General features: G+C 66.1%; 19 protein-coding genes. 11 read left to right on the top strand and 8 right to left on the bottom strand.

Translation table 11 applies throughout. The features are described 5' to 3' along the window. Positions 1-8 precede the first annotated feature (8 nt). From X268_RS06335 to X268_RS06325, 3 genes are all read right to left on the bottom strand, one after another. Complete coding sequence (locus X268_RS06335) at positions 9-2,018, bottom strand: methyl-accepting chemotaxis protein (protein ID WP_164937570.1); 2,010 nt, start codon at positions 2,016-2,018, stop codon at positions 9-11. Between the two features lie 381 nt (positions 2,019-2,399). After that, complete coding sequence (locus tag X268_RS40680; protein ID WP_347341916.1) at positions 2,400-2,534, bottom strand: YjiS-like domain-containing protein; 135 nt, start codon at positions 2,532-2,534, stop codon at positions 2,400-2,402. Between the two features lie 83 nt (positions 2,535-2,617). After that, entirely contained in the window at positions 2,618-3,061 is a 444-nt protein-coding gene (locus X268_RS06325; protein WP_164937569.1) for a nuclear transport factor 2 family protein, read from the bottom strand. 91 nt (positions 3,062-3,152) lie between these two features. On the opposite strand from X268_RS06325, the gene X268_RS06320 reads away from it, so the two are divergent. Then, entirely contained in the window at positions 3,153-4,076 is a 924-nt protein-coding gene (locus tag X268_RS06320; RefSeq protein ID WP_128924130.1) for a LysR family transcriptional regulator, read from the top strand. A 140-nt stretch (positions 4,077-4,216) separates the two neighbouring features. On the opposite strand, the gene X268_RS06315 is transcribed toward X268_RS06320, so the two are convergent. Next, positions 4,217-4,837, bottom strand: coding sequence for a glutathione S-transferase family protein (locus X268_RS06315; RefSeq protein WP_128929164.1), 621 nt, complete (start codon positions 4,835-4,837; stop codon positions 4,217-4,219). 127 nt (positions 4,838-4,964) lie between these two features. Here X268_RS06315 and X268_RS06310 point away from each other — a divergent pair, with 127 nt between their 5' ends. Beyond that, a complete protein-coding gene (locus X268_RS06310; RefSeq protein ID WP_128924129.1) occupies positions 4,965-6,242 on the top strand; it encodes a flavin-dependent oxidoreductase in 1,278 nt (425 codons plus the stop codon). A gap of 227 nt (positions 6,243-6,469) precedes the next feature. Here the strand turns inward: X268_RS06310 and X268_RS06305 are convergent, their stop codons facing one another. Both X268_RS06305 and mutY read right to left on the bottom strand, forming a co-directional pair. Then, positions 6,470-6,889, bottom strand: coding sequence for a PaaI family thioesterase (locus tag X268_RS06305; RefSeq protein WP_128924128.1), 420 nt, complete (start codon positions 6,887-6,889; stop codon positions 6,470-6,472). A 66-nt stretch (positions 6,890-6,955) separates the two neighbouring features. After that, complete coding sequence (gene mutY, locus X268_RS06300; RefSeq protein ID WP_128924127.1) at positions 6,956-8,056, bottom strand: A/G-specific adenine glycosylase; 1,101 nt, start codon at positions 8,054-8,056, stop codon at positions 6,956-6,958. Positions 8,057-8,216: 160 nt separating this feature from the next. Between mutY and X268_RS06295 the strand changes: the two genes are divergently transcribed. The 9 genes from X268_RS06295 to X268_RS06250 all read left to right on the top strand — a co-directional run bounded on the left by X268_RS06295 (position 8,217) and on the right by X268_RS06250 (position 18,428). Beyond that, entirely contained in the window at positions 8,217-8,714 is a 498-nt protein-coding gene (locus X268_RS06295) for a DUF721 domain-containing protein (protein ID WP_128924126.1), read from the top strand. A gap of 122 nt (positions 8,715-8,836) precedes the next feature. Next, positions 8,837-9,508: a DsbA family protein gene (locus tag X268_RS06290; RefSeq protein ID WP_128924125.1), complete on the top strand. Its 672-nt coding sequence runs from the start codon at positions 8,837-8,839 to the stop codon at positions 9,506-9,508. Between the two features lie 218 nt (positions 9,509-9,726). After that, positions 9,727-13,191 (top strand): chromosome segregation protein SMC, encoded by a 3,465-nt coding sequence (gene smc / locus X268_RS06285; protein ID WP_128924124.1) that lies wholly within the window; start codon positions 9,727-9,729, stop codon positions 13,189-13,191. Between the two features lie 112 nt (positions 13,192-13,303). Beyond that, entirely contained in the window at positions 13,304-14,281 is a 978-nt protein-coding gene (locus X268_RS06280) for a small ribosomal subunit Rsm22 family protein (RefSeq protein ID WP_128924123.1), read from the top strand. A 138-nt stretch (positions 14,282-14,419) separates the two neighbouring features. Next, positions 14,420-14,980, top strand: a complete 561-nt coding sequence (locus X268_RS06275) for a LemA family protein (protein WP_128924122.1) — start codon at positions 14,420-14,422, stop codon at positions 14,978-14,980. A 130-nt stretch (positions 14,981-15,110) separates the two neighbouring features. Then, positions 15,111-16,325 (top strand): M48 family metallopeptidase, encoded by a 1,215-nt coding sequence (locus tag X268_RS06265; RefSeq protein WP_128924120.1) that lies wholly within the window; start codon positions 15,111-15,113, stop codon positions 16,323-16,325. 208 nt (positions 16,326-16,533) lie between these two features. Then, positions 16,534-17,286, top strand: a complete 753-nt coding sequence (locus X268_RS06260; RefSeq protein ID WP_128924119.1) for a P-loop NTPase family protein — start codon at positions 16,534-16,536, stop codon at positions 17,284-17,286. Positions 17,287-17,346: 60 nt separating this feature from the next. After that, complete coding sequence (locus X268_RS06255) at positions 17,347-18,015, top strand: hypothetical protein (RefSeq protein WP_128924118.1); 669 nt, start codon at positions 17,347-17,349, stop codon at positions 18,013-18,015. A gap of 80 nt (positions 18,016-18,095) precedes the next feature. Then, a complete protein-coding gene (locus X268_RS06250) occupies positions 18,096-18,428 on the top strand; it encodes a GIY-YIG nuclease family protein (RefSeq protein ID WP_128929163.1) in 333 nt (110 codons plus the stop codon). Positions 18,429-18,433: 5 nt separating this feature from the next. On the opposite strand, the gene X268_RS06245 is transcribed toward X268_RS06250, so the two are convergent. Both X268_RS06245 and X268_RS06240 read right to left on the bottom strand, forming a co-directional pair. Next, the gene (locus X268_RS06245; protein ID WP_018323310.1) at positions 18,434-18,973 is read right to left on the bottom strand and encodes an adenine phosphoribosyltransferase; all 540 of its coding nucleotides are present in this window, start codon (positions 18,971-18,973) and stop codon (positions 18,434-18,436) included. A gap of 72 nt (positions 18,974-19,045) precedes the next feature. Further along, entirely contained in the window at positions 19,046-21,211 is a 2,166-nt protein-coding gene (locus X268_RS06240) for an anthranilate synthase component I (protein ID WP_128924117.1), read from the bottom strand. Positions 21,212-21,512 lie beyond the last annotated feature (301 nt).

The raw sequence follows: 21,512 nt of genomic DNA, 5'->3' as shown, positions 1-21,512 counted from the left end.
TTGAGACTTCAGGCCGCGTGGACCGAGTTCAGGAAATTGGCGACCTCGACCTTGAGGCGGTTGCTGTCGGCCGACAGCGAGCGCGCCGCAGACAGCACTTGCGATGAGGCCGATCCGGTTTCGGAGGCGCCGCGCTGCACGTCGCCGATGTTCGACGACACCCTCTGCGTGCCATGCGCCGCCTGCTGGACGTTGCGGGAGATCTCCTGCGTCGCCGCACCTTGCTGCTCCACGGCGGCGGCAACCGTCGACGAGATCTCCGACAGCCGCTCGATGGTGGAGCTGATCTCTCGGATGGCGCCGACCGATTGCTCGGTCGCGGCCTGGATGTTGGAGATCTGCTGGCCGATCTCACCGGTCGCCTTCGCGGTCTGCTCGGCCAGCGCCTTCACCTCGGAGGCAACCACGGCAAAGCCGCGGCCCGCATCGCCGGCGCGCGCCGCCTCGATGGTGGCGTTCAGCGCCAACAAGTTGGTCTGGCCGGCGATAGTGCTGATCAGTTCGACCACGTCCCCGATCCGTGCGGCGGCCTTGGAAAGCTCGCCGACGCGCGCATTGGTCCGGCTCGCCTGACCGACGGCCTCGCCGGCGATCCGGGCGGATTCCTGCACCTGGCGGGCGATCTCGGACACCGAGGAGGAGAGCTCCTCGGTCGCCGAGGCAACCGCCTGGACGTTGGCCGAGGCCTCCTGCGAGGCGCTGGCGACCTCCGTCGAGAGGTCCTGCGCCCGCGAGGCCGTCGTGGTCAGGGTGCCGGCGGAGGCTTCGAGCTCGCTCGATGCCGTCGATACCGTGTTGACGATCTCGCCGACGGCCTGCTCGAACTGATCCGCGAGCCTAGCCATGTCCTGCTTGCGGCTTTCCGCCTGCCGTGCCTCGACCGCGGCCTGCTCGGCGCGCAGGCGCTCGGTCTCGGCCATGTTGTCCTTGAACACCTGGATCGCCTTGGCCATGTCGCCGATCTCGTCGGCCTTGCCGCGGCCGGGGATCTCGACCGCGAGATTGCCGCCGGCAATCAGCCCCATCGCACGCGTCATCGAGGTCAGAGGACCGACGATGCTGCGGGCGATCAGGAAGGCGATGACCAATCCGAACAGGCTGGCAACGCCGCCGGCGATCTCCTGCACGGTCGTCGTGCCGGCGATCACGGCTTCGGCTTGGCTACGCGAGTCCTGATAGTCCTTCTTCAGCGTCGTTTCCGCAGCCTTGAGCTTTCCGATGCTGTCGACGATGAGGGGCGCGAGGTTCTTGTGATAGATCTCGTCGGCCTGAAGCATCGCCGCGGAGGTCGCCTCGAACGCGGATTTGTAGATGCCGAGCGAGGTCTTGACCGGCACGAGCGTGGATCGCAATTCCGTCGCCTGCGGGCTCTTTTCGAGAGCCGCGAGCCGTTGCGCCGCCCTGTCCACACTCGACCGGAAGTTGGCCGGTCCCTGGGTGTCGCGTAGCGCCAGGAAGCGCCAGTTCGCAATCCGAACAAGGAGAATTCTTGATTCGAGGTCGGCGACGAGGGACGCAGTGTCTTCGTCGACGGCTGCGCGTGCCGTATCGACCAGCTTGCCCAGCTTGGCGGCGAGCTCCTCGCCGCTCGGCAGCAGCGTCGCCTTGCCCGTTCTCGCCTCGTTGACGGCGTCGCCGAGATTGTCACGCAGGCGTCGCATCTTGGCGATGTCGTCGATGAGGCCGTTATAGAGCGCTCGCCGCTCCTCGGAGGCCGTTCCCTTCGCACCAACCCGCAACAGCTCGGTCGCGGCGGTTTCCCGCTCCTGCGCCTCCTTCATCGCGGATTCGTTGGCATCGTAGATGTAGCGCAGATTGGCGCGCTGGATTGCCTGAAGATGGGTCGAAATCTCCAGCACCCGCGCTGTGCTGTCGGAGAGTGCGGATTGTCTTGCGACCTGATCCTGGACCTCCCTCAAATTCCAGACGGCAACCACCGCCATCGCGAGACCGACCGCCACGAGGGCCATGAAGCCTGCGTACAGGCGTCCCCTGATCCGCAAACGAAACTTCGGCATTCCCACTGTCCACCAAGATGCATTTCAATTGGAGCGACCGAACGATCCCGGCGATCGTCACCGGCCACCCTGGCAGCCGCACGTCGCGTCGTTGCGACCCACGCTGCACCGCGACACAATGGGGGACACTCGTTAATTGAACCTTCAAATTCTTCGCGCGATTGAGACCGGCCGGCGCGAAATCTGCTGCTTTTATCGGCAGCTATGCAAAGTTCGCGTGCGCATGCGCAACGCCATGCAGAGCGCTGCATGCGAACGCTGATGAGGCGCTGGCCTGCTGCAATTGTCGAGCGCGTGCTCGACCGCTTCGACGCCGGCGGAACCTAAAGGTCCCACCGGCACTGGAAAATCCGGGCAGTCGCGGACCAACCCCCTCGACCTCTATTTCCGGCTTCGGGGCTTGTGCAGCTCGTACATGATCTCCGCCCGGGTCATTCCGCAGTCCAGCAGCTCCCGCTCGGTCATGGCGGCGAGTTGATCTCGGGCTCGGGACCGTGCGCGCACGATACGGACCATCTCGACCAGAGCCTGCCAGGTCCGCATGACCCTCGCCGGCTCGGTCCGGCGCAGCGGGCCTGCGGAGGTGGCGCTCACTCTCCTCAGCTCGCAGCTCCCGCCGGCGCCTGCGGAAAAGGACCGAGCGCCCTCTCGGTCAGGATCGAGTCGCAGTACTCGCGGATCTCCTTGATCTTGCCGTCCTCGAGACGGAACACCAGGCAGTAGTCGTTGTCGTAGCGCACGCCCTCGGGCGTGACGTTGTCGCCCTTGGCTTCCACGACGACGACGTCGCCGTCGGCGATGAAGCGGTGCGCGACCGTGCGCGTGCGGTCGCGCAGGCGGGTGCGCACATAGCCGTGCAGGTCGTTGAGGATCGCCTCCTTGCCCGAAAAGGTACGTGACCAGGAATACTGGCCGGTGACGACCCATTTGGCATCCTCGGCAAGGCTTGCGGTGAACAGGGCGCGATCGCGCGCGGCCGGATCGGGATTGGCGGCGGCGGCGAAGATATCCTGCATCAGTTTCTTGTTGGCGCTCGCGGTCATGGCGGCATCTCCGTTTGGTGAGAACACGGAGATCATCGCCGCCGCAGCATAATTCTTCAAATCGATATGAAATATGATATCTATTCACCTCATGAATTTGAATTCGCTTGACCTCAATTTGCTGAGTGCACTCGACGCGCTGCTGCGCGAGGCCAATGTCAGCCGCGCCGCCATGCGCATCGGCCTATCGCAGCCGGCCACCAGCCACGCCCTGCAGCGCCTGCGCGACATCTTCGGCGACCCGCTGCTGGTGCGCACCGGCGCGCGCATGGAGCTGACGCCGCGGGCGCAGGCCCTGCGCGCGCCGCTCGCTCAGGCGCTCGACCAAGTGCGCGGACTGTTCGTGCCCGACGACTTCGATGCCGCACGCAGCGAGCGGCAATTCCGCCTGATGATGCCGGACCTCGCGGTCGAACTGCTGATGCCGCCCTTGATGGAGAAGGTGACGAAGGCCGCGCCCAACGTGCGCATCGACGTCGTGCCGTGGCGAGGACCTGCGATCTTCCACGCCGAGTTCGCCCGCACCATCGATCTCGTGATCTCGATCGGCAACGCCTTCAAGGGCTTTCACCGGCAATTGCTCTATACCGACAGCGATGCACTGGCGGTCCGGCGCGGCCACCCCATGGCCACGAAGCTGAAGCGGCGCGAGACGTTCCTGGCCCCCCGCCATGTCGGCGTCATCATCCGCGGCCAGCCGGAGGATCTGATCGACACCTGGCTGCGAGCCAAGGGCATCGAGCGGCATATCTCGCTGGTGGTGTCAGGCTATCTCGAAGCGCTGCACGTCGCCGCCCGCACCGACCTCGTCGCCTTCGTGCCGCGCCGGCTGATCGCCGCACTGTCGAAGCAGCTCGGCCTCGTCGCGGTGACGCCGCCGCTCGACGCCGGAATCGACGAGCAGTTCATGTTCCATCCGACCCGGGCGCAGATGGACCCCGGCTCGATCTGGCTGCGGCGGCTGATGCTGGAGACGGGACGGGAATTGGAGCAAGCCAAGCACAAGCTCTCGTAGGGTAGGCAAAGCGACTTGTCCGCCGTAGCTCGAAGAGCGAAGGCGGAAGCGTGCCCACCACCTGTTGCCGCCGGAGAAAGATCGTGGGCACGGCGCTTTCCGCCTTTGCCCTCCCTACGAAGCTCCAATCCAGCGAGTTCTCACGCCTTCTGCGCGGCCATTACCTTTGCCACGGCGGGGCGATCGGACATGCGCTTGAAATGATCCGCGATCTTCGGCGTCGCCTTGATGTCGACGCTGTCGCCTTCGAGCCAGGTCGAGAGCGTGTAGAGATAGGGATCGCAGATCGTGAACTGATCGCCCATCACCCAGGGTCCCCGAAACATCTTCTGCTCGATCAGGCCAAAGCACGCCGCCATGGTCTTCGGAACCATCGCCTTCATGTCGGCGAACGAGCTCTCCTGCGTCGCCCAACGCGCGCCGCGCATCTTGTGGGCATGGTTGATGTGCACGGTCGAGCAGAGATAGGAGTTGAACGACTGCACCTGGGCGAAGTCGAAGGGATCGTCGAGCGGCGCGAGCTTCGCCTTGGGGAAGGTCTGCGCGAGGTAAGCCAGCATTGCCGGCGTCTCGGTGAGCACGCCGCGATCGGTCACCAGCGCCGGCACGCGGCCCTTCGGGTTGATCGCGAGGTAGTCCGGGCTGTTCTGCTGGTTGTCCTTGAAGCTCAGCCGTTCGGCCGTGTAGTCGGCGCCGGCCTCCTCCAGGGTGATGTAGGTGGCGAGCGCGCAGGTGCCGGTGGCGTAGTAGAGCTTGAGCATGTCGGACCTCATGGGGGAAAACCCGAGGTTACCGGTCCTCCGCCGCGCCGTCCATAGACGAGCTGTTCGCAGTTGCCCACGGCCGCCCGGCTGTGCGAAGACGCCGTCAATCGGAGGGGGATTTGTCATGACCGTACTCATCGCCGGTGGCGGCATCGGCGGCCTGACGCTTGCGCTCAGCCTGCACCAGATCGGCGTTCCCGTAAAAGTGTTCGAGAGCGTCGCCGAGCTGAAGCCGCTCGGCGTCGGCATCAACGTGCTGCCGCATGCGGTGCGGGAGCTGATCGAACTCGGGCTCTTGGACAGGCTGGACGCCAGCGGCATGCGGACCCGCGAACTCGCCTATTTCTCCAAGCACGGCAAGCCGATCTGGAGCGAGCCCCGTGGGCTGGAGGCGGGCTACAAATGGCCGCAATTCTCGATCCATCGTGGCACGCTGCAGCAGATCCTGCTCGATACCGCGGTCGAGCGGCTCGGCCGCGAGAATATCTTCACCAGCCACCATCTGACCGGCTGGAGTGAGAACGTAAACGGCATCCGTGCCGATTTCGTCGACAAGGCGACCGGCAAGGCCGCCGGCACCTACGATGGCGCAATCCTGATCGCCGCCGACGGCATCCATTCCGCCGCGCGAGAAAAGCTCTATCCGGGCGAAGGCCCGCCGATCTGGAACGGGCGCATCCTCTGGCGCGGCGTCACGCCGTCCAAGGCCTTCCTGACCGGCCGCACCATGATCATGGCCGGGCACGAGATCCTGAAATTCGTCTGCTATCCGATCTCGAAGGAACCGGACGCTTCAGGCAACCATCTGATCAACTGGGTCGCCGAGCGGCACATGCCGCCGACCTACCAGTGGCGCCGCGAGGACTATAACCGCACCGCGCGGCTGGAGGAGTTCCTGCCCTGGTTCGAGAGCTGGCAGTTCGACTGGCTCGACGTGCCCGGCCTGATCAGGAACTGCCCGCACGCCTATGAATATCCGCTGGTCGACCGCGATCCTGTCTCGCAATGGACCTTCGGCAAGGTCACGCTGATGGGCGATGCTGCGCATCCGATGTATCCGATCGGCTCAAACGGCGCCTCGCAGGCGATCCTCGACGCGCGCGTCATCACCCGCGAGATTCTCGCGCATGGTCCGACGACCGCGGCGCTGCTCGCCTATGAGGCCGAGCGCCGGCCCGCGACCACCGACCTCGTCCTGCTCAACCGCAAGAACGGCCCGGAGCAGGTGATGCAGCTCGTCGAGGAGCGCGCGCCCGACGGGTACAAGATGGTCACCGACGTGCTGTCGCAAAAGGAGCTGGAGGACATCGCCGCGAACTACAAGCGCGTCGCGGGCTTCCAGGTCGAGGCGCTGAATGCGAAGCCGCCGATCGTGAGCAGGGACGCGCGCGCGGTCGGTTGAGTTCGGTTCAATATCTCCAGCGCTCTCGCTCGAAGCGAGATGCGCGTTGATGTGCCCTCGCCCCTTGTGGGAGAGGGCGGCGACGCCGAGAGATGCAGACTCACTCGGGTGAGGGTCTGTCTCCGCGAGTCCAATCGCATTTGAATTTGCGGAGAGATACCCCTCATCCGGCGCTTCGCGCCACCTTCTCCCGCAAGGGGAGAAGGAAGAACAGAGCGATGCTCGCCTTACTTCACCCCCCTCGCCGCCTCCAGCAGCCGCTCGCTCGCGCTCGCTGTCGCCAGCACCGTGCCGTCCTCGGCCATCAGCTTGGCCTCGACAAACGCGATGCTCTTGCCGAGCTGCGTCACCTTCGCTTCGCCGATGATGGTCCCGGGCCTCGCGGGACTGAGGAAATTCACGGTCATGCTGATGGTGGTGGTGTAGAGCCGGCCCTCGCTCATCACCAGCACCGCCGGGCCCATGGTGTCGTCCAGCATGGCCGCGAGCATGCCGCCCTGGATGAACCCCGCCGGATTGCAGAACTGCGGCTTGCCGTCGAAGGCGAGCTTGATCCAACCCTCCTCGGGACCCGCATCGAGCAGGCGCCAGCCCAAGAGCTCGGCACAGGGTGGCCGTTGGAAGTTGTCGAGCGCGGTCTTGACCATGCGAGATCTCCTTTGCCCCACTGTTAGCGCAAGGCTGCTGACAGCCTGCTGTCAGCAGGATGGATCCTAGAGACCCAATCCATGTGCGATGACCTTGCGCATGACGTTGGGCAGCGCTTCACCGGCCAGAGTTGCGATCGGCACCCAGCGCATGCCATCGGGCGCAGGGGTGCGGGCTGGCGCCTTCGCCGTGTAGACCACCAGCTCCAGCGGAAAATGCGTGAAGACGTGGGTGACCACGCCCACCTTGCGCTGCCAGCGCGACAGCCCCTTCAGCTCCGGCGCCTGCTGCTTTGCCCTTGCGTCGTCCTGATCGGCGAGCCAATCCGAGCTCGGCACCTCCGTCATGCCGCCGAGCAGGCCCTTTTCGGGCCTCGAGCGAACGAGCAGCTCGTCGCCACGCGTCACCACGAAGGCGGCGCCGCGCCGCAACGGGCCGCTCTTCTTCGGCCCCTTGCGCGGAAACGTCTCCTGGGTGCCTTGTGCTCGCGCGACGCAATCCTCGTTCAGCGGACAGAGCGAGCAGGCCGGCTTCTTCGGCGTGCAGATCGAGGCGCCGAGATCCATCAGCGCCTGCGCGCTGTCGCCGGCGCGAGAGTCCGCCAGCAGCGTCGCGGCCAGTTGCTGGATCAGCGGCTTGGCTTGCGGCAGCTCCTCTTCCACCGCGAACAGCCGTGACACCACGCGCTCGATATTGCCGTCGACCGGCATGGTGCGGCGGTCGAAGGCGATCGCCGCGATCGCCGCCGCCGTATAGGGCCCGATGCCCGGCAGCGCGCGCAGCCCTTCCTCGGTGTCCGGAAAGATGCCGCCATGCTCCTGCGTCACCGCCACAGCGCAGGCATAGAGGTTGCGCGCGCGCGAGTAGTAGCCGAGCCCTGCCCACATCCGCAGCACGTCGTCGAGCGAGGCCCGCCCCAGCGCCGTGACATCCGGCCAGCGCCCGACGAATTTTTCGAAATACGGGCCGACCGCCTTCACCGTAGTCTGCTGGAGCATGATCTCCGACAGCCAGACGCGGTACGGATCCGACACCTCTCCGGGCGCGGCGCGCCAGGGCAGCCGGCGGCGGTGGCGGTCGTACCATTGCAGGAGTGCGAGCGGGCGCGATAAGTTCTCCGGCTGAGAAGGTTCCGGCTTCGGCTTGCGTACGGATCTGGGGCTCATTCCTCACTGTAGCGGCAATGCGCTGGCCTCTCCACGTCATGCCCGCGCTGGTCGCGGGCATCCACGTCTTTCTTCGCAGGAAGAACGTGGATGGCCGGGACAAGCCGGCCATGATGGGCTCGGGGTCTGTGGCCCGACGTCCAAAGTGCTATAAGGCCCCATGTCCAAATCCGGCCCCATCTTCAAGCCCCGTCCCATCAGCGCAAAACCGCTCGGGATCCTGCTGAACGACGTCTTTGCCGAGGCCTACGCCAAGCAGGGCTTTGCGGCCCGCGAGCTGGTGACACGGTGGGCGCAGATTGCGGGGCCCGAGATCGCGGCCCATGCCGAGCCGTTGAAGATGCAATGGCCGCGGCCGGTGGAGGGGCAGCCGCAGGAGCCGGCGACGCTGGTGCTCCGGGTCGAGGGGCCGATGGCGTTGGAGATCCAGCATTCCGCCGACGTGATCCTGGAGCGGGTCAACCGCTTCTTCGGCTGGAGCGCGGTCGGCAAGCTGGCCTTCCGCCAGGCGCCCTTGTCGCGGCCCCGAGCCCCGAAGCGACCGGGACCGCCAGACCCGAAGGCCGTTGCCAAGGTGGCGGAAGGCCTGACCGACATCGAGGATGAAGAGCTCAAGACGGCGCTGGCGCGGCTCGGGGCCGCCATCAAGCGAAATTGAGCCTCATTCCGCCGCTAATCTGGACCCGCCGCTGTCGCTCGCCATTGCCTCAAACCACGTTTCAAGCTAGCGACAGGCCGCCCGGGAACCTCGGGCGAACCTTGCCAATCCGGGAGCCGACCTTGATCATCCCCCGCCGCGCCTTCACCACGATGCTGTCGCTGACCGGGCTTGCCGCGATCGCCGGGCTCTCGCCGCTCCGGTTGATCTCCGAGGCCATGATCCCTGAAGCAATGGCCCAGTCGGCAGCCGACGTCGCCAAGCCCGTGTCGCTGCCCGACATGGCGCTCGGCCCGAACGACGCCGCCGTCACCATCACCGAATACGCCTCGATGACCTGCCCGCACTGCGCCGCCTTCAACGAGCAGGTGTTCCCGAAGATCAAGAAGGAGTACATCGACACCGGCAAGGTGCGTTACATCTTCCGCGAGTTCCCGCTCGACATCAAAGCCGCGGCCGGCTCGATGCTGTCGCGCTGCATCGCCAAGGACGACGCGCCGAAATACTTTGCCGTCACCGACATGCTGTTCCGTCAGCAGAGCGACTGGGTGATGAAGAACACTACCGAGACCCTGACGCGGATCGGCAAGCAGGCCGGCCTCACCCAGCAGCAGGTCGAAGCCTGCCTGAAGGACCAGGCGCTGCTCGACAAGATCGCCGCCGACCAGAAATACGCCAGCGACGTGCTCAAGGTGGATTCGACGCCGACCTTCTTCATCAACGGCGAGAAGATCAAGGGCGAGGCCTCGTTTGAGGAGTTCGCCAAGAAGATCAATCCGCTGCTGAAGAGCTGATTCGCTCGTCAAGATCCTGATTCGCATCTCGAAAGCCGTAGCTTTCCCGGCGTAAATCCCTTGGGAAAAACGGCTTTCGCCGGTTGCCCTCGCGGCGCACCGCGGCCATTGTCCAGCCGCATGAGGCGCCTCGCGCGACTCGCCCCGGATAGCGACACTGCCTTCCATGGTATTGTCCCGGCAGGGGGATTCGCGCCTGCCAACAGAGATGCGTGCTTATGAAAATCCCCCGCCTGCGCCTTCACGGCTTCAAGTCCTTCGTTGAGCCCACGGACTTCATCATCGAGCCCGGCCTGACCGGCGTGGTCGGACCCAACGGTTGCGGCAAGTCGAATCTCGTCGAAGCGCTGCGCTGGGCGATGGGCGAGACCTCCTACAAATCGCTGCGCGCTGCCGACATGGACGCCGTGATCTTCGCCGGCTCAGGCAACCGTCCCGCGCGCAACCACGCCGAAGTGACGATGACGATCGACAATACCGATCGCACCGCACCGGCAGCGATGAACGACAGCCAGCTGCTCGAAATCTCCCGCCGCATCGAGCGCGAAGCGGGCTCGGTCTACCGCATCAACGGCCGCGACGTGCGCGCCCGCGACGTGCAGATCCTGTTCGCGGACGCCGCCACCGGCGCGCGCTCGCCCGCCCTCGTCCACCAGGGCAAGATCGGCGAGATCATCCAGGCCAAGCCCGAGCAGCGCCGCCGCGTGCTGGAAGACGCCGCCGGCGTCGCCGGCCTGCACGCCCGCCGCCACGAGGCCGAGCTGCGGCTGAAGGCCGCCGAAACCAACCTCACCCGCGTCGAGGACGTGATCGGCCAGCTCTCCGGCCAGATGGAAGGCCTGAAGAAGCAGGCCCGCCAGGCCGTGCGCTATCGCGAGGTCGCGGCCAAGGTCCGCAAGGCCGAGGCGACGCTGTTCCACCTGCGCTGGATCGGCGCCCATGCCGACGTCAACGAATCCGGCCAGACGCATGATCTCGCCGTCCGCGAGATGGCCGAGCGCACCCAGCACCAGGCCGAGGCCGCCCGCATCCAGGCGATCCGCGCCGCGGAGATGCCCGCGCTGCGCGATGCGGAAGCCCGCGCCGCGGCCGGGCTGCAGCGCCTGACCAATGCCCGCGAGCTGCTCGACCGCGAGGAAGAACGCGCCAAGGAGCGCGTCGCCGAGCTTGAGCGCCGCCTCGCCCAGTTCGAAGGCGACATCTCCCGCGCCCAGCAGCAGACCATGGATGCCGACGTCGCGCTGCAGCGGCTCGACACCGAGGACGCCGAGCTGAAGGAAGAGATCAAGTCGCGCGTCGAGAAGCGCTCCGGCGTCGACGAGCGCGTCGCCGAGGCCGAGGCGGTGCTGACCGAGACCGAGCAGCGCTTCGCCGAGCTCACCACCGCGCTCGCCGACCTCACCGCCAAGCGCAACCAGCTTGAAGCCAACGTCCGCACCCACCGCGACAAGCTCGCCCGGCTCGACCAGGAGATCGCCAACGTCGCGGCGGAAGAACAGAAGCTCACCGAGGCGACCGGCGGCTTCGGCGATCTCGACGAGCTGACCGCCGTGGTCGAGACCGCGGAACAGACGCTGGCGGCTTCCGAAGCCGCCGCGCAGGCCAGCGAAGCCGCGCATGTCGCCGCCCGCCAGACGCTGGAATCCTCGCGCTCGCCGCTGGTCGAAGCCGACAAGCGCGTGCAGCGGCTCGAGACCGAGGCGCGCACGATCTCCAAGATCGTCAACGGCGAGACCAAGAATCTGTGGCCGCCGATCATCGACGGCATCACCGTCGACAAGGGTTTTGAAAAGGCGATCGGCGCCGCCCTCGGCGACGATCTCGACGCCCCGATCGATCCATCGGCGCCGATGCGCTGGACCAATGTCGGCCACACCGAAGGCGATCCCGAGTTGCCCGAAGGCGCCGTGCCGCTCGCCAATCATGTGCAGGCGCCGGCCGAGTTGGCACGCCGCCTGGCGCAGATCGGCGTGGTGCCGCGCGAGCGCGGTGCCGAGCTGGTGTCGCAGCTCAAGACCGGACAGCGACTGGTCTCGCCCGAGGGCGACGTCTGGCGCTGGGACGGCTTCGTTGCCGCGGCGCATGCGCCGACCGGTGCCGCGCGGCGCCTCGCCGAGCGCGCCCGTCTCGTCGACATCGAGAACGAGCTGGAGCAGGCCCGCATCGACGCGCAGATCAAGCGCCAAGCGCTGGAGAACGCCGAGTCCGAGCTGCAGATGGCGGCGAGCACCGAAGGCGCCAGCCGCGAAGCCTGGCGCGCCGCGCAGCGCGAGCTGAACGTCGCGCGCGAGCGCCATGCCAATGCCGAGCGCGAGATCAGCCGCCATGCCGCGCGCAAGGCGACGCTGTCGGAAGCGCACAGCCGCCTCGCCGCCGACCGCGCCGAGGCCGAGGCTGCCTACGAATACGCCCAGGCCGGCATCGGCGAGCTGCCCTCGAGCGAGGACACCGAGACCCAGCTCGCCGCCGTCCGCAGCGACATCGAAGGCCACCGCCGCATGGCCGCCCAGGTCCGCGCAGAGGCGCAGGCGCTGGCACGCGAGGCCGAGCTTGCGGACCGCCGCGTGCAGGCGATCCTCGCCGAGCGCACCGAGTGGCAGAACCGCAAGGAAAGCGCGGCCTCCCATATCGACACCATCCAGGCCCGCATCGCCGAGCTCACGATCGAGCGCAGCGAGCTCGAAAACGCGCCGGCCGTGTTCGCCGAGAAGCGCAGCGCGCTGATCACCGAGATCGAATACGCCGAGAACGACCGCCGCATGGCCGCCGACGCGCTCGCCACCGCGGAAAGCGCCATGGCTGAGACCGACCGCGTCGCCAAGCTGACGCTGGAAGCGCTCTCCAGCGCCCGCGAAGCCACCGCGCGCGCCGAGGAACGCATGGAAAGCGCACGGCGCCGTCTGGAAGACATCGAGCGCGAGATCCGCGACATGCTCGAGGTCGAGCCGCAGGCGGTTGCCGGCCTTGCCGAAATCGAGCCCGGCGCGGAGCTGCCGCCGCTGCACGACATCGAGGAAGATCTCGAAAAGATGCGCCGCGACCGCGAGCGCCTCGGCGCCGTCAATCTGCGCGCCGAGGAGGAGCTGCGCGAGGTCGAGACCCAGCATACCGGCCTCGTCACCGAGCGCGACGACCTGGTCGAAGCCATCAAGCGGCTGCGCCAGGGCATCCAGAGCCTCAACAAGGAAGCGCGCGAGCGGCTTTTGACCTCGTTCGAGATCGTCAACAACCACTTCAAGCGCCTGTTCGTCGAGCTGTTCGGCGGCGGCGAGGCCGCGCTGCATCTGATCGAGAGCGACGACCCGCTGGAAGCCGGTCTCGAGATCATCGCAAAACCCCCGGGCAAGAAGCCGCAGACGCTGTCGCTGCTGTCGGGCGGCGAGCAGGCGCTGACCGCGATGGCGCTGATCTTCGCGGTGTTCTTGACCAACCCCTCGCCGATCTGCGTGCTGGACGAAGTCGACGCGCCGCTCGACGACCACAACGTCGAACGGTACTGCAACCTGCTGCACGAGATGACCGGCTCGACCGACACGCGCTTCATCATCATCACGCACAACCCGATCACGATGGCGCGAATGAACCGCCTGTTCGGCGTTACCATGGCCGAGCGCGGCGTCTCGCAGCTGGTGTCGGTGAGCCTGGCCGAGGCCGTGGACATTCTCGACCAGAACGTGGCGTGATAGCTCGGGCGTCATTCCGGGGCTCGCGCAGCGAGAACCCGGAATCTCGCGCTGCAATCTCGAACTTCCGGGCTCGCGACTTCGTCGCGCCCCGGAACGAGGGTGGGCCAGCATGATCTCCCCCCCCCTTCCCGCCGAACTGAAAGCCGCCCTCGACGGCAAGCTGCAGGGCTTCTCCCGCAGCGACGCGGCACAGCGCTCGCAGAAGATCTCGACCACCTATCGCGCCGGCGGCGGCTCCGGCGGGATCAAGTCGGAGGCCGATGCGCTTGCCTATGCGCTCGCGCGCATGCCCGCGACCTACGCGGCCGTCGCCGCGAGCCTGAACGCGCTCGCTGAGATCGTACCAAGCCTCACCCCGGAAACATTGCTCGACGTCGGCGCCGGCCCGGGCACCGCCAGCTGGGCCGCCGCGGAAGCGTTTCCGTCGCTGCAGGATTTCACGCTGCTCGACGCCAATGCCACGCTGAGCCGGCTCGCGCTCGAACTCGCGCGCGACAGCACCCGCCTCGCGAACTGTCGCTATCTGCCGGGCGATGCCGGCGGCAATCTCGCCGAAGTCTCGAAAGCCGATCTCGTCATCGCCAGCTACGTCATCGGCGAGCTCGGCGAGGCCGATCAGCGCAAGCTCGCGGAAGCCATGTGGGCCAAAGCGCGCCACGCGCTGGTCGTGATCGAGCCCGGCACGCCGGCCGGCTACGCGCGCATCCTCGCGCTGCGCCAGCAGCTGATCGCGGCTGGCGCGTTCGTCGCCGCGCCCTGCCCACATGAGAGACCCTGCCCACTCATCGCGCCCGACTGGTGCCACTTCAGCCAGCGCCTGCCGCGCTCGCAAGCGCATCGCCAGATCAAGGGCGCGGAGGTCCCGTTCGAGGACGAGCGCTTCATCTACGCCGCGCTGACCCGCATCCCGCCCGCCACACGCGCCGCGCGCGTTCTGGCGCCACCGGACGTCGGCAAGGCCGAGATCACGGCCAAGCTCTGCACCGAGGATGGTGGCGCACTGACGAAGGTGCCGCGACGCGACAAGGCGGCCTATGCAAGCGCCAGGCGTTGGCGCTGGGGCGACGCCGTCATTGCCGAAAGTTAACCTCGTCTCCCGCTTTCGCCTTGAACTCGGGCGGCTCCCCATTCGACCAAGTCTTACCTTCCCTCTGCGCCGGGCTCTCGCTTCGCGCCAATTTGGTCTACCCTAGAGCCCGTCTTCTTTCCCCTTCAGGAGTTCTCCATGTCGACCGGCTGGATCGTTCTCGGCGTCATCGTCGTTCTCGTGTTCCTGGCGTTCAGTGCCTACAACCGCCTGGTGGCGCTGAGCCAGCGCGTCGGCCAGGCCTTTGCCGATATCGACGTTCAGCTCAAGCAGCGCCACGATCTGGTCCCGAACCTGGTCGAGACCGTCAAGGGCTACGCCTCGCATGAGCGCGGCACGCTGGACGACGTCATCAAGGCGCGCAATTCGGCGATGTCAGCCCAAGGCCCGGCGCAGGTGTCCGCGGCCGAGAACCAGCTGTCGGGCGCGCTCGGCCGGCTGATCGCACTGTCGGAGGCCTACCCGGACCTCAAGGCCAACGCCAATTTCCAGCAGCTCGCATCCGAGCTTTCCGACCTCGAGAACAAGATCGCGGCGAGCCGCCGTTTCTTCAACAACGCGGTCCAGGAATACAACACCGGCATCCAGCAGATGCCCGCCGCGCTGTTCGCCGGCATGTTCGGTTTCACCAGGAAGGACTTCTTCGATCTCGGCGCCAGCCGCACCGAGGTCGAGGCGGCGCCGCAGGTGAAGTTCTGATTGCTTGAGCATGTCCATCATTTCTCTCCGTCATTCCGGGGCGATGCGTAGCATCGAACCCGGAATCTCGAGGTTCCGGGTTCTCGCCTTCGGCGCGCCCCGGAACGACGGACTTTGACAAAGACGCGCCATGGCCGCGTATGGTCTCTACACGCACATCGCCTCGAACAAGTTTCGTTCGATGCTGCTGCTCGGCGGCCTGTTCGCCCTGGTCTACGTGCTGGTCTATGCAGGCGCGCTGGTTGCCGAGGTCGTCATCAACGGCGATGGCACCGTCGCCTTTTATCTGAGCCGGGCCTTCACCGATCTGCTCAAGGCCGCGCCCTTCGCGACGATCGCAGCGACGGCCTGGATCGTGATCGCCTATTTCTTCCACCAGTCCATGATCGATGCCGTGACCGGCGGCCACGACGTCACCCGGCAGGAGGAGCCGCGGCTCTATAATCTGCTCGAGAACCTCTGCATCTCGCGCGGCATCACCATGCCGAAGCTGAAGATCATGGAGAGCCCGGCGCTGAACGCGTTCGCGACCGGCCTCAATCCCCGGCAATATTCCATCACCGTCACCACGGGTCTGCTCGAGGCGCTGAACGACAAGGAAATCGAGGCGGTGCTGGGCCACGAGCTGACCCACATCAAGAACGGTGACGTGCAGCTGATGGTGGTCGCCGTGATCATCGCGGGCGTGGTCGGTTTCTTCGGTGAATTGTTCTTCCGCCTGTTCACGAATTTCAATTGGAGCTCCGGCTCCGGCGGCTCGTGGTCCTCGGGCTCCTCCTCGTCGTCGCGGTCGTCCTCGTCGTCGAGCGACAGCAAGAATTCCGGCGGCGGCGCGGTGATCGTGATCATCATCGCGATCGTGCTGATCGTAGTGGCCTGGCTGCTGTCCCAGGTGGTCAAGCTCGCTTTGTCGCGATCGCGCGAATACCTCGCCGACGCCGGCTCGGTCGAGCTGACGAAGGATCCCGATGCCATGATCTCGGCGCTGCGCAAGATCGAGAATCGCGGCGAGCTGCCCGGTGCGACCTCGGCTGTGATGGAGCTCTGCGTCGACAATCCGCGCGAGGGCTTTGCCGATCTGTTCGCAACCCACCCCTCGGTGCAATCCCGGGTCGATGCACTGGTCAAGTTTGCCGGCGGTCACGATCCGGGCCCGCAGCCGCCGACCGTGGAAACGGACGAGCCCGAGGCGCCAGCCCACCAGCAGGACACCCCACCGCCGCTCCGCCATGGCCCCTGGAACGAGGCCGACGGCCCAGCCGCTCCGCCGCCCGTGCCTGGCCCCTCCGGAACCGCGACCAGCAACCCCGCGGGTAATCCAATCGGTCCCTGGGGCCGCCACTAGGCACGCGATGTGCCGCCATGCGCGGCAGATTTCGCGGCGATTGGGAAAAACTTCGGGAATTGCCGTATCGACATGCCGAGGAATTGAATTCTCCCTTGTTTCTGCCATGTTCGCGCCCAACAGCAGACTCGGGACGTCTTTTGGGACATCGATTTGGGGCCCGGCCGATTGCGACCTCGCGATCGGGGGCGCGCGTTAGGGGACAGCAATGGCAAAGCCGGCAGTGGTTGTGGTGGGCGCGGACAAGGGCGGGGTCGGCAAGACCACGGTATCGCGCACCCTGCTCGATTATTTCTCAGCCAACAACGTGCCGACGCGCGCCTTCGACACGGAGTCGCCGCGCGGAACCCTGAAGCGCTTCCACCCCGACATCACCGAGATCGTCGACATGACGACGACGGCCGATCAGATGAAGATTTTTGACACGCTCAACGCGGTCAGTCCGTCGGTCACCGTCATCGACGTCCGCGCCGGCCTGCTCTCGCCGGCGCTCGCTTCGCTGCGCGATATCGGCTTCCTCGATGCCGCCAAGGCCGGCCAGATCACCTTCGCGGTGTTCCACATCCTCGGACCCTCGATCGCCTCGCTGGAGGAGATCGCGGAGACCGCGGGCTTCATGACCGGCGCAAAATATTTCCTGGTGAAGAACTTCATTAACGACACCCAGTTCTTCCAATGGGACCAGGCGACCTACAATTCCTATTTCCACCGCATCAAGGACGCCACCGAGCTGACCATCCCCAAGCTCAACGAGATGGCCTATGAGCAGGTCGAAGTCTCCTCCGTCCCGTTCCTGAAATTCGTTGCCAACAAGGGCATCAACGACGAGGCCGCCAACTACTCCTTCGTGCTGCGCGGCTATGTCCGGCACTGGCTGGCCAATGTCTGGAGCGAGTTCGACCGCATCCGCCTCACCGATATCGTCGGCTCGAAGCCGGTCACCCGCAACAGCGAAAAATAGTTGCGAAGTGCGGGCTGATACGGCTGGATTGGTCGCCAAGTTCGACTGATATAGCTGTCGATGCCCGCAACGCCCGTCTACATCATCTGCTCGCCCCGCCCGCAGGTCGGCAAGACCCTGCTGGCGCGGCTCTTGAGCGAATTCCTGTTGCTCAAGAACGGCAATGTCGCGGCCTTCGACGTCAATCTGAAGGAGCCGTCGCTGCTCGACTATCTGCCTGCGATCACCGAGACCGCCGACGTGATCGACACCTACGGCAAGATGCAGCTGATGGACCGTGTCATCATCGACGACGGGCTTGCCAAGGTGATCGACCTCGGCTTCCACGCCTTTGACGAGTTCTTCAAGATGACCGAGGAGATCGGCCTGTTAAAGGAGGCGGCACGCCGCCATGTCGCGCCGCAGATCCTGTTCATCGCCGATACCGACCGCGTCTCGGCCCGCGCCCACGAGATGCTGCGCGCCCAGATCCCCCGCATGAACCTGATCACGGTGGACAACGAATATGTCGTGCGCGGCGAGCTGCCGGTCGCGATGGCCGGCGGCCGGCTGTTCCGCCTGCCCGCGCTGCCCGGTTTCCTTAAGACCTATATCGACCGGCTGAACTTCTCCTTCACCGGCTACCTGCGCCAGGAGAAGGACTCCTCCACCGAGCTGCATCAATGGACCCGGCGCAATTACCTCGCCTTCCGCGAGCTCGAGCTCAGCCTGATCTTGCAACGGTCCTGATTTTTTATCCGGGTAATATTGACGCGCGGTGGACCGGCCGCTAAAGCATGATCAGCATCCTCACCCAGCAAGGCCGTCCCGTGACCATCGACCGGAAAGCAGCGATTGCCGCCTACAAGGAGCGCAACACCATCGCCGGCATCTATGTCGTGCGCTGCGCGGCGTCGGGACAGGCCTGGGTCGGCCAAGCGCCCAACCTGGAGACCATCCGGAACCGCATCTGGTTCTCGCTGCGCCAGGGTAGCCACCCCTGCCGCAGCCTCCAGGCCGCTTGGACCGCGCATGGCGAGGCCGGCCTGAGCTTTGGCGAATGCGAGCGTCTGGAGGACGAGGAGAGCGACTACGTCAGAAGCGCGCTCCTGAAGGAGCGCCTGCTGCATTGGCGGGACGAGCTGAAGGCCGAGGGGATCTAAGCCTCTTAGTGCCCCTCGAACGTCATCAGCGTGCGCACCGGCACGTCCATGGCGCGCAGCTTGGCGGCGCCGCCGAGCTCGGGCAGATCGATGATGAAGCAGGCGGCGACCACGTTCGCGCCGATCTGGCGCAACAGCTTCACCGCACCTTCCGCGGTGCCACCGGTGGCGATGAGGTCGTCGACCAGGATGACGCGCTCGCCGGGTTGGATCGCGTCAACATGCATCTCCATCTCGTCGATGCCGTATTCGAGCGAGTAAGCGATCCGCACGGTGGTGTGCGGCAGCTTGCCTTTTTTCCGGATCGGCACGAAGCCGGCGGAGAGCTGGTGCGCCACCGCGCCGCCGATGATGAAGCCCCTCGCCTCCATGCCGGCCACCTTGTCGATCTTGTTGCCGGCCCAGGGATTGACGAGCTCGTCGACCGCGCGGCGGAACGCCCGCGCATCCGCGAGCAAGGTGGTGATGTCGCGGAACATGATGCCCGGCTTGGGATAGTCCGGGATGGTGCGGACGCTCGCCTTGATGTCGTGGTCAAAGGTCATTGGTCATCTCGTTTCGTTGTCATTCCGGGGCAGCTCGAAGAGTCGAGCCCGGAATGACGGGCAATCATGTACTCAATTCGCCCCGGCATCCAGCCGGAACGCATTCTCAACAATGCGCAAGCCGACCTCGTTGCCGAGCGACATCAGGGATTCCGGATGGAATTGCACGCCGGCGACCGGCAGGGTCTTGTGCTCCAGCGCCATCGCGACGCCGTCCTCGGTGCTGGCGGTGACATCGAGCACCTCCGGCATGCTGTCGCGCTCGACGAACAGCGAGTGATAACGCCCGATGACGATCTCGTTCGGCAGATTGCGCATCAGGCGGCCGCCGCGCACCTGCACCCGCGAGGGCCGGCCGTGGGCGGGATGGGTGAGCTGACCGAGCTCGCCGCCGAAATACTCGCCGATCGCCTGCACGCCGAGGCAGACGCCGAACACCGGGAGCTTCTTCTCCAACGCCGCATCGATCGTTGTCTTGATCGCGAAATCCTCGGGCCGCCCGGGGCCCGGCGACAGCACCAGCAAGTCCCACCTCTTCTGCTTGAGCATGGCGAGCGCATGCACATAGCGGACCACGGTGACGCTGGCGCCGACCTGGCGGAAATAGTCGGCGAGCATGTGTACGAAGCTGTCGTCGTGGTCGATCAGCAGCACCTGCTTGCCCGAGCCGGTCGCATCCGGTGCGAAAGTCGACAGCGGCTTCGGCGGATCGCCGCGCAGCGCCTGGAACAGCGCGGCGGCCTTGACCTGGCATTCGCGGTCTTCCGCGGCAGGATCGGAATCGAACAGGCAGGTGGCGCCGACGCGCACCTCGGCGAGCCCATCCTTCATGCGGATGGTGCGGATGGTGAGACCGGTGTTGATGCTGCCGTCGAAATTCACGGCGCCGATCGCCCCCGCATACCAGCGCCGCGGCGAGCGCTCGTGGTCCTCGACGAACTGCATCGCCCACAGCTTGGGCGCGCCCGTGACGGTGACGGCCCAGGCGTGGGTGAGGAAGGCATCGAGCGCGTCGAAGCCGGGGCGCAGCATGCCCTCGACGTGGTCGACGGTGTGGAACAGTTTTGAGTAGGTCTCGATCTGGCGCCGCGCCAGCACCTTGATGGTGCCGGGCACGCAGACGCGCGCCTTGTCGTTGCGGTCGACATCGGTGCACATGTTGAGCTCGAACTCGTCCTTCTCCGAGTTCAGGAGCTGGCGGATCTGCTCGGCATCGCCGATCGCATCGGTGCCGCGGGCGATCGTGCCCGAGATCGGGCAGGTCTCGACGCGGCGGCCGTCCGAGCGCACGAACATCTCCGGCGAAGCGGAGACGAGAAACTCGCCTTCCCCGAGATTCATCAGCGCGCCGTAAGGCGAGGGGTTGATCACGCAGAGGCGCTGGAAGACTTCGGCCGGCGATCGGTCGCAGGGCTCGGCGAACAGCTGTCCGGGCACCGCCTCGAACAGATCACCGCGGGCGAAGGCGGCGCGCGCTGTCTCCACCGTGGCCTGATATTCGCCCGGCGCGTGATCAGCAAAGCCCTGGCGCGGCGTCTTCAGATACGGGCTCTCGGCCGTCTCGCGTGGCAGGCCTTCGGTCGATTTGCCCTTCCAGGCAAAGTCGTAGGACAGCACCACACCGCGGCCGGTGGCGCGGTCATAGGCCAGCAGGCGATCGGGCACGTACAGCACGATGTCGCGCTGGTCCTGCTCGCGCGGGCGCTTCTGCACGAGATCCTCGATCTGGAACACGAGGTCGTAGGCGAAGGCGCCGAACAGGCCGAGCAACCCGTCATCGTTGGCGGAGAAGGCGGCGATGATGTCGCGCACCAGCGACATCACGCTGGCGCGGCGGGGGCGCTGGTCCTCCTCGACCGGCGCATCGCCTCGGATGATGTGGCCGGCAAGGCGCGTTGCGGTCTTCTCGGAGATCACGACGCAGGGCTCGCGCAGCACGTCGCTGAGGAAGGCGATCAGCACCTCTCCGCGCGCGTTCAAAGCTTCCAGCCTGAAATTGACGCCCGTGGTCTCGAGTTTGAGCGGCGGATCGGAGAAGCCGAGGTCAAAACTCTCATAGCGGCCGGGCACGGTCGTTCCGGAGGACAGCACCACGCCGCGGCGGCGATCGAGCAGGTTGATTAGGTCGTCGAGCCGGCTTGCGCCGCCGGTAAACTGCTCGGCCACGCGCGTGATCGCAAGACCCGCGCGGGTCGAATAGTCGCTTCTGGCCGGGAGGGCAAAGACTGTCCTGTTCATGTCGTCCTCTTACGAAACTTGCCGAGGGAACGCCACACAGGACACACGATCAGGCCGCCGCGCTGTGCTGGCGACCTCAGACGATTTGGGAAAGGAAAATCGCACCGGCCACCTCTTTAGGAGGTGCGCCACCAACGACGGGCTGGGCGGGCTGCGGTGCTCATGAACGGATACTCACCATGGCGCGGGGACGGCGTCAAGGGTGGCACCGGTGGCGTAGCCCGGATGGAGCGCAGCGCAATCCGGGATTCGTGCCAAGACGAGACGGCCCCGGATTACGCTTCGCTCCATCCGGGCTACA

This window comes from Bradyrhizobium guangxiense, from assembly GCF_004114915.1.
Lineage (GTDB): Bacteria > Pseudomonadota > Alphaproteobacteria > Rhizobiales > Xanthobacteraceae > Bradyrhizobium > Bradyrhizobium guangxiense.
Note: the sequence above shows the minus strand (reverse complement) of the source record. Positions and strands in the feature narration are given on the sequence as shown.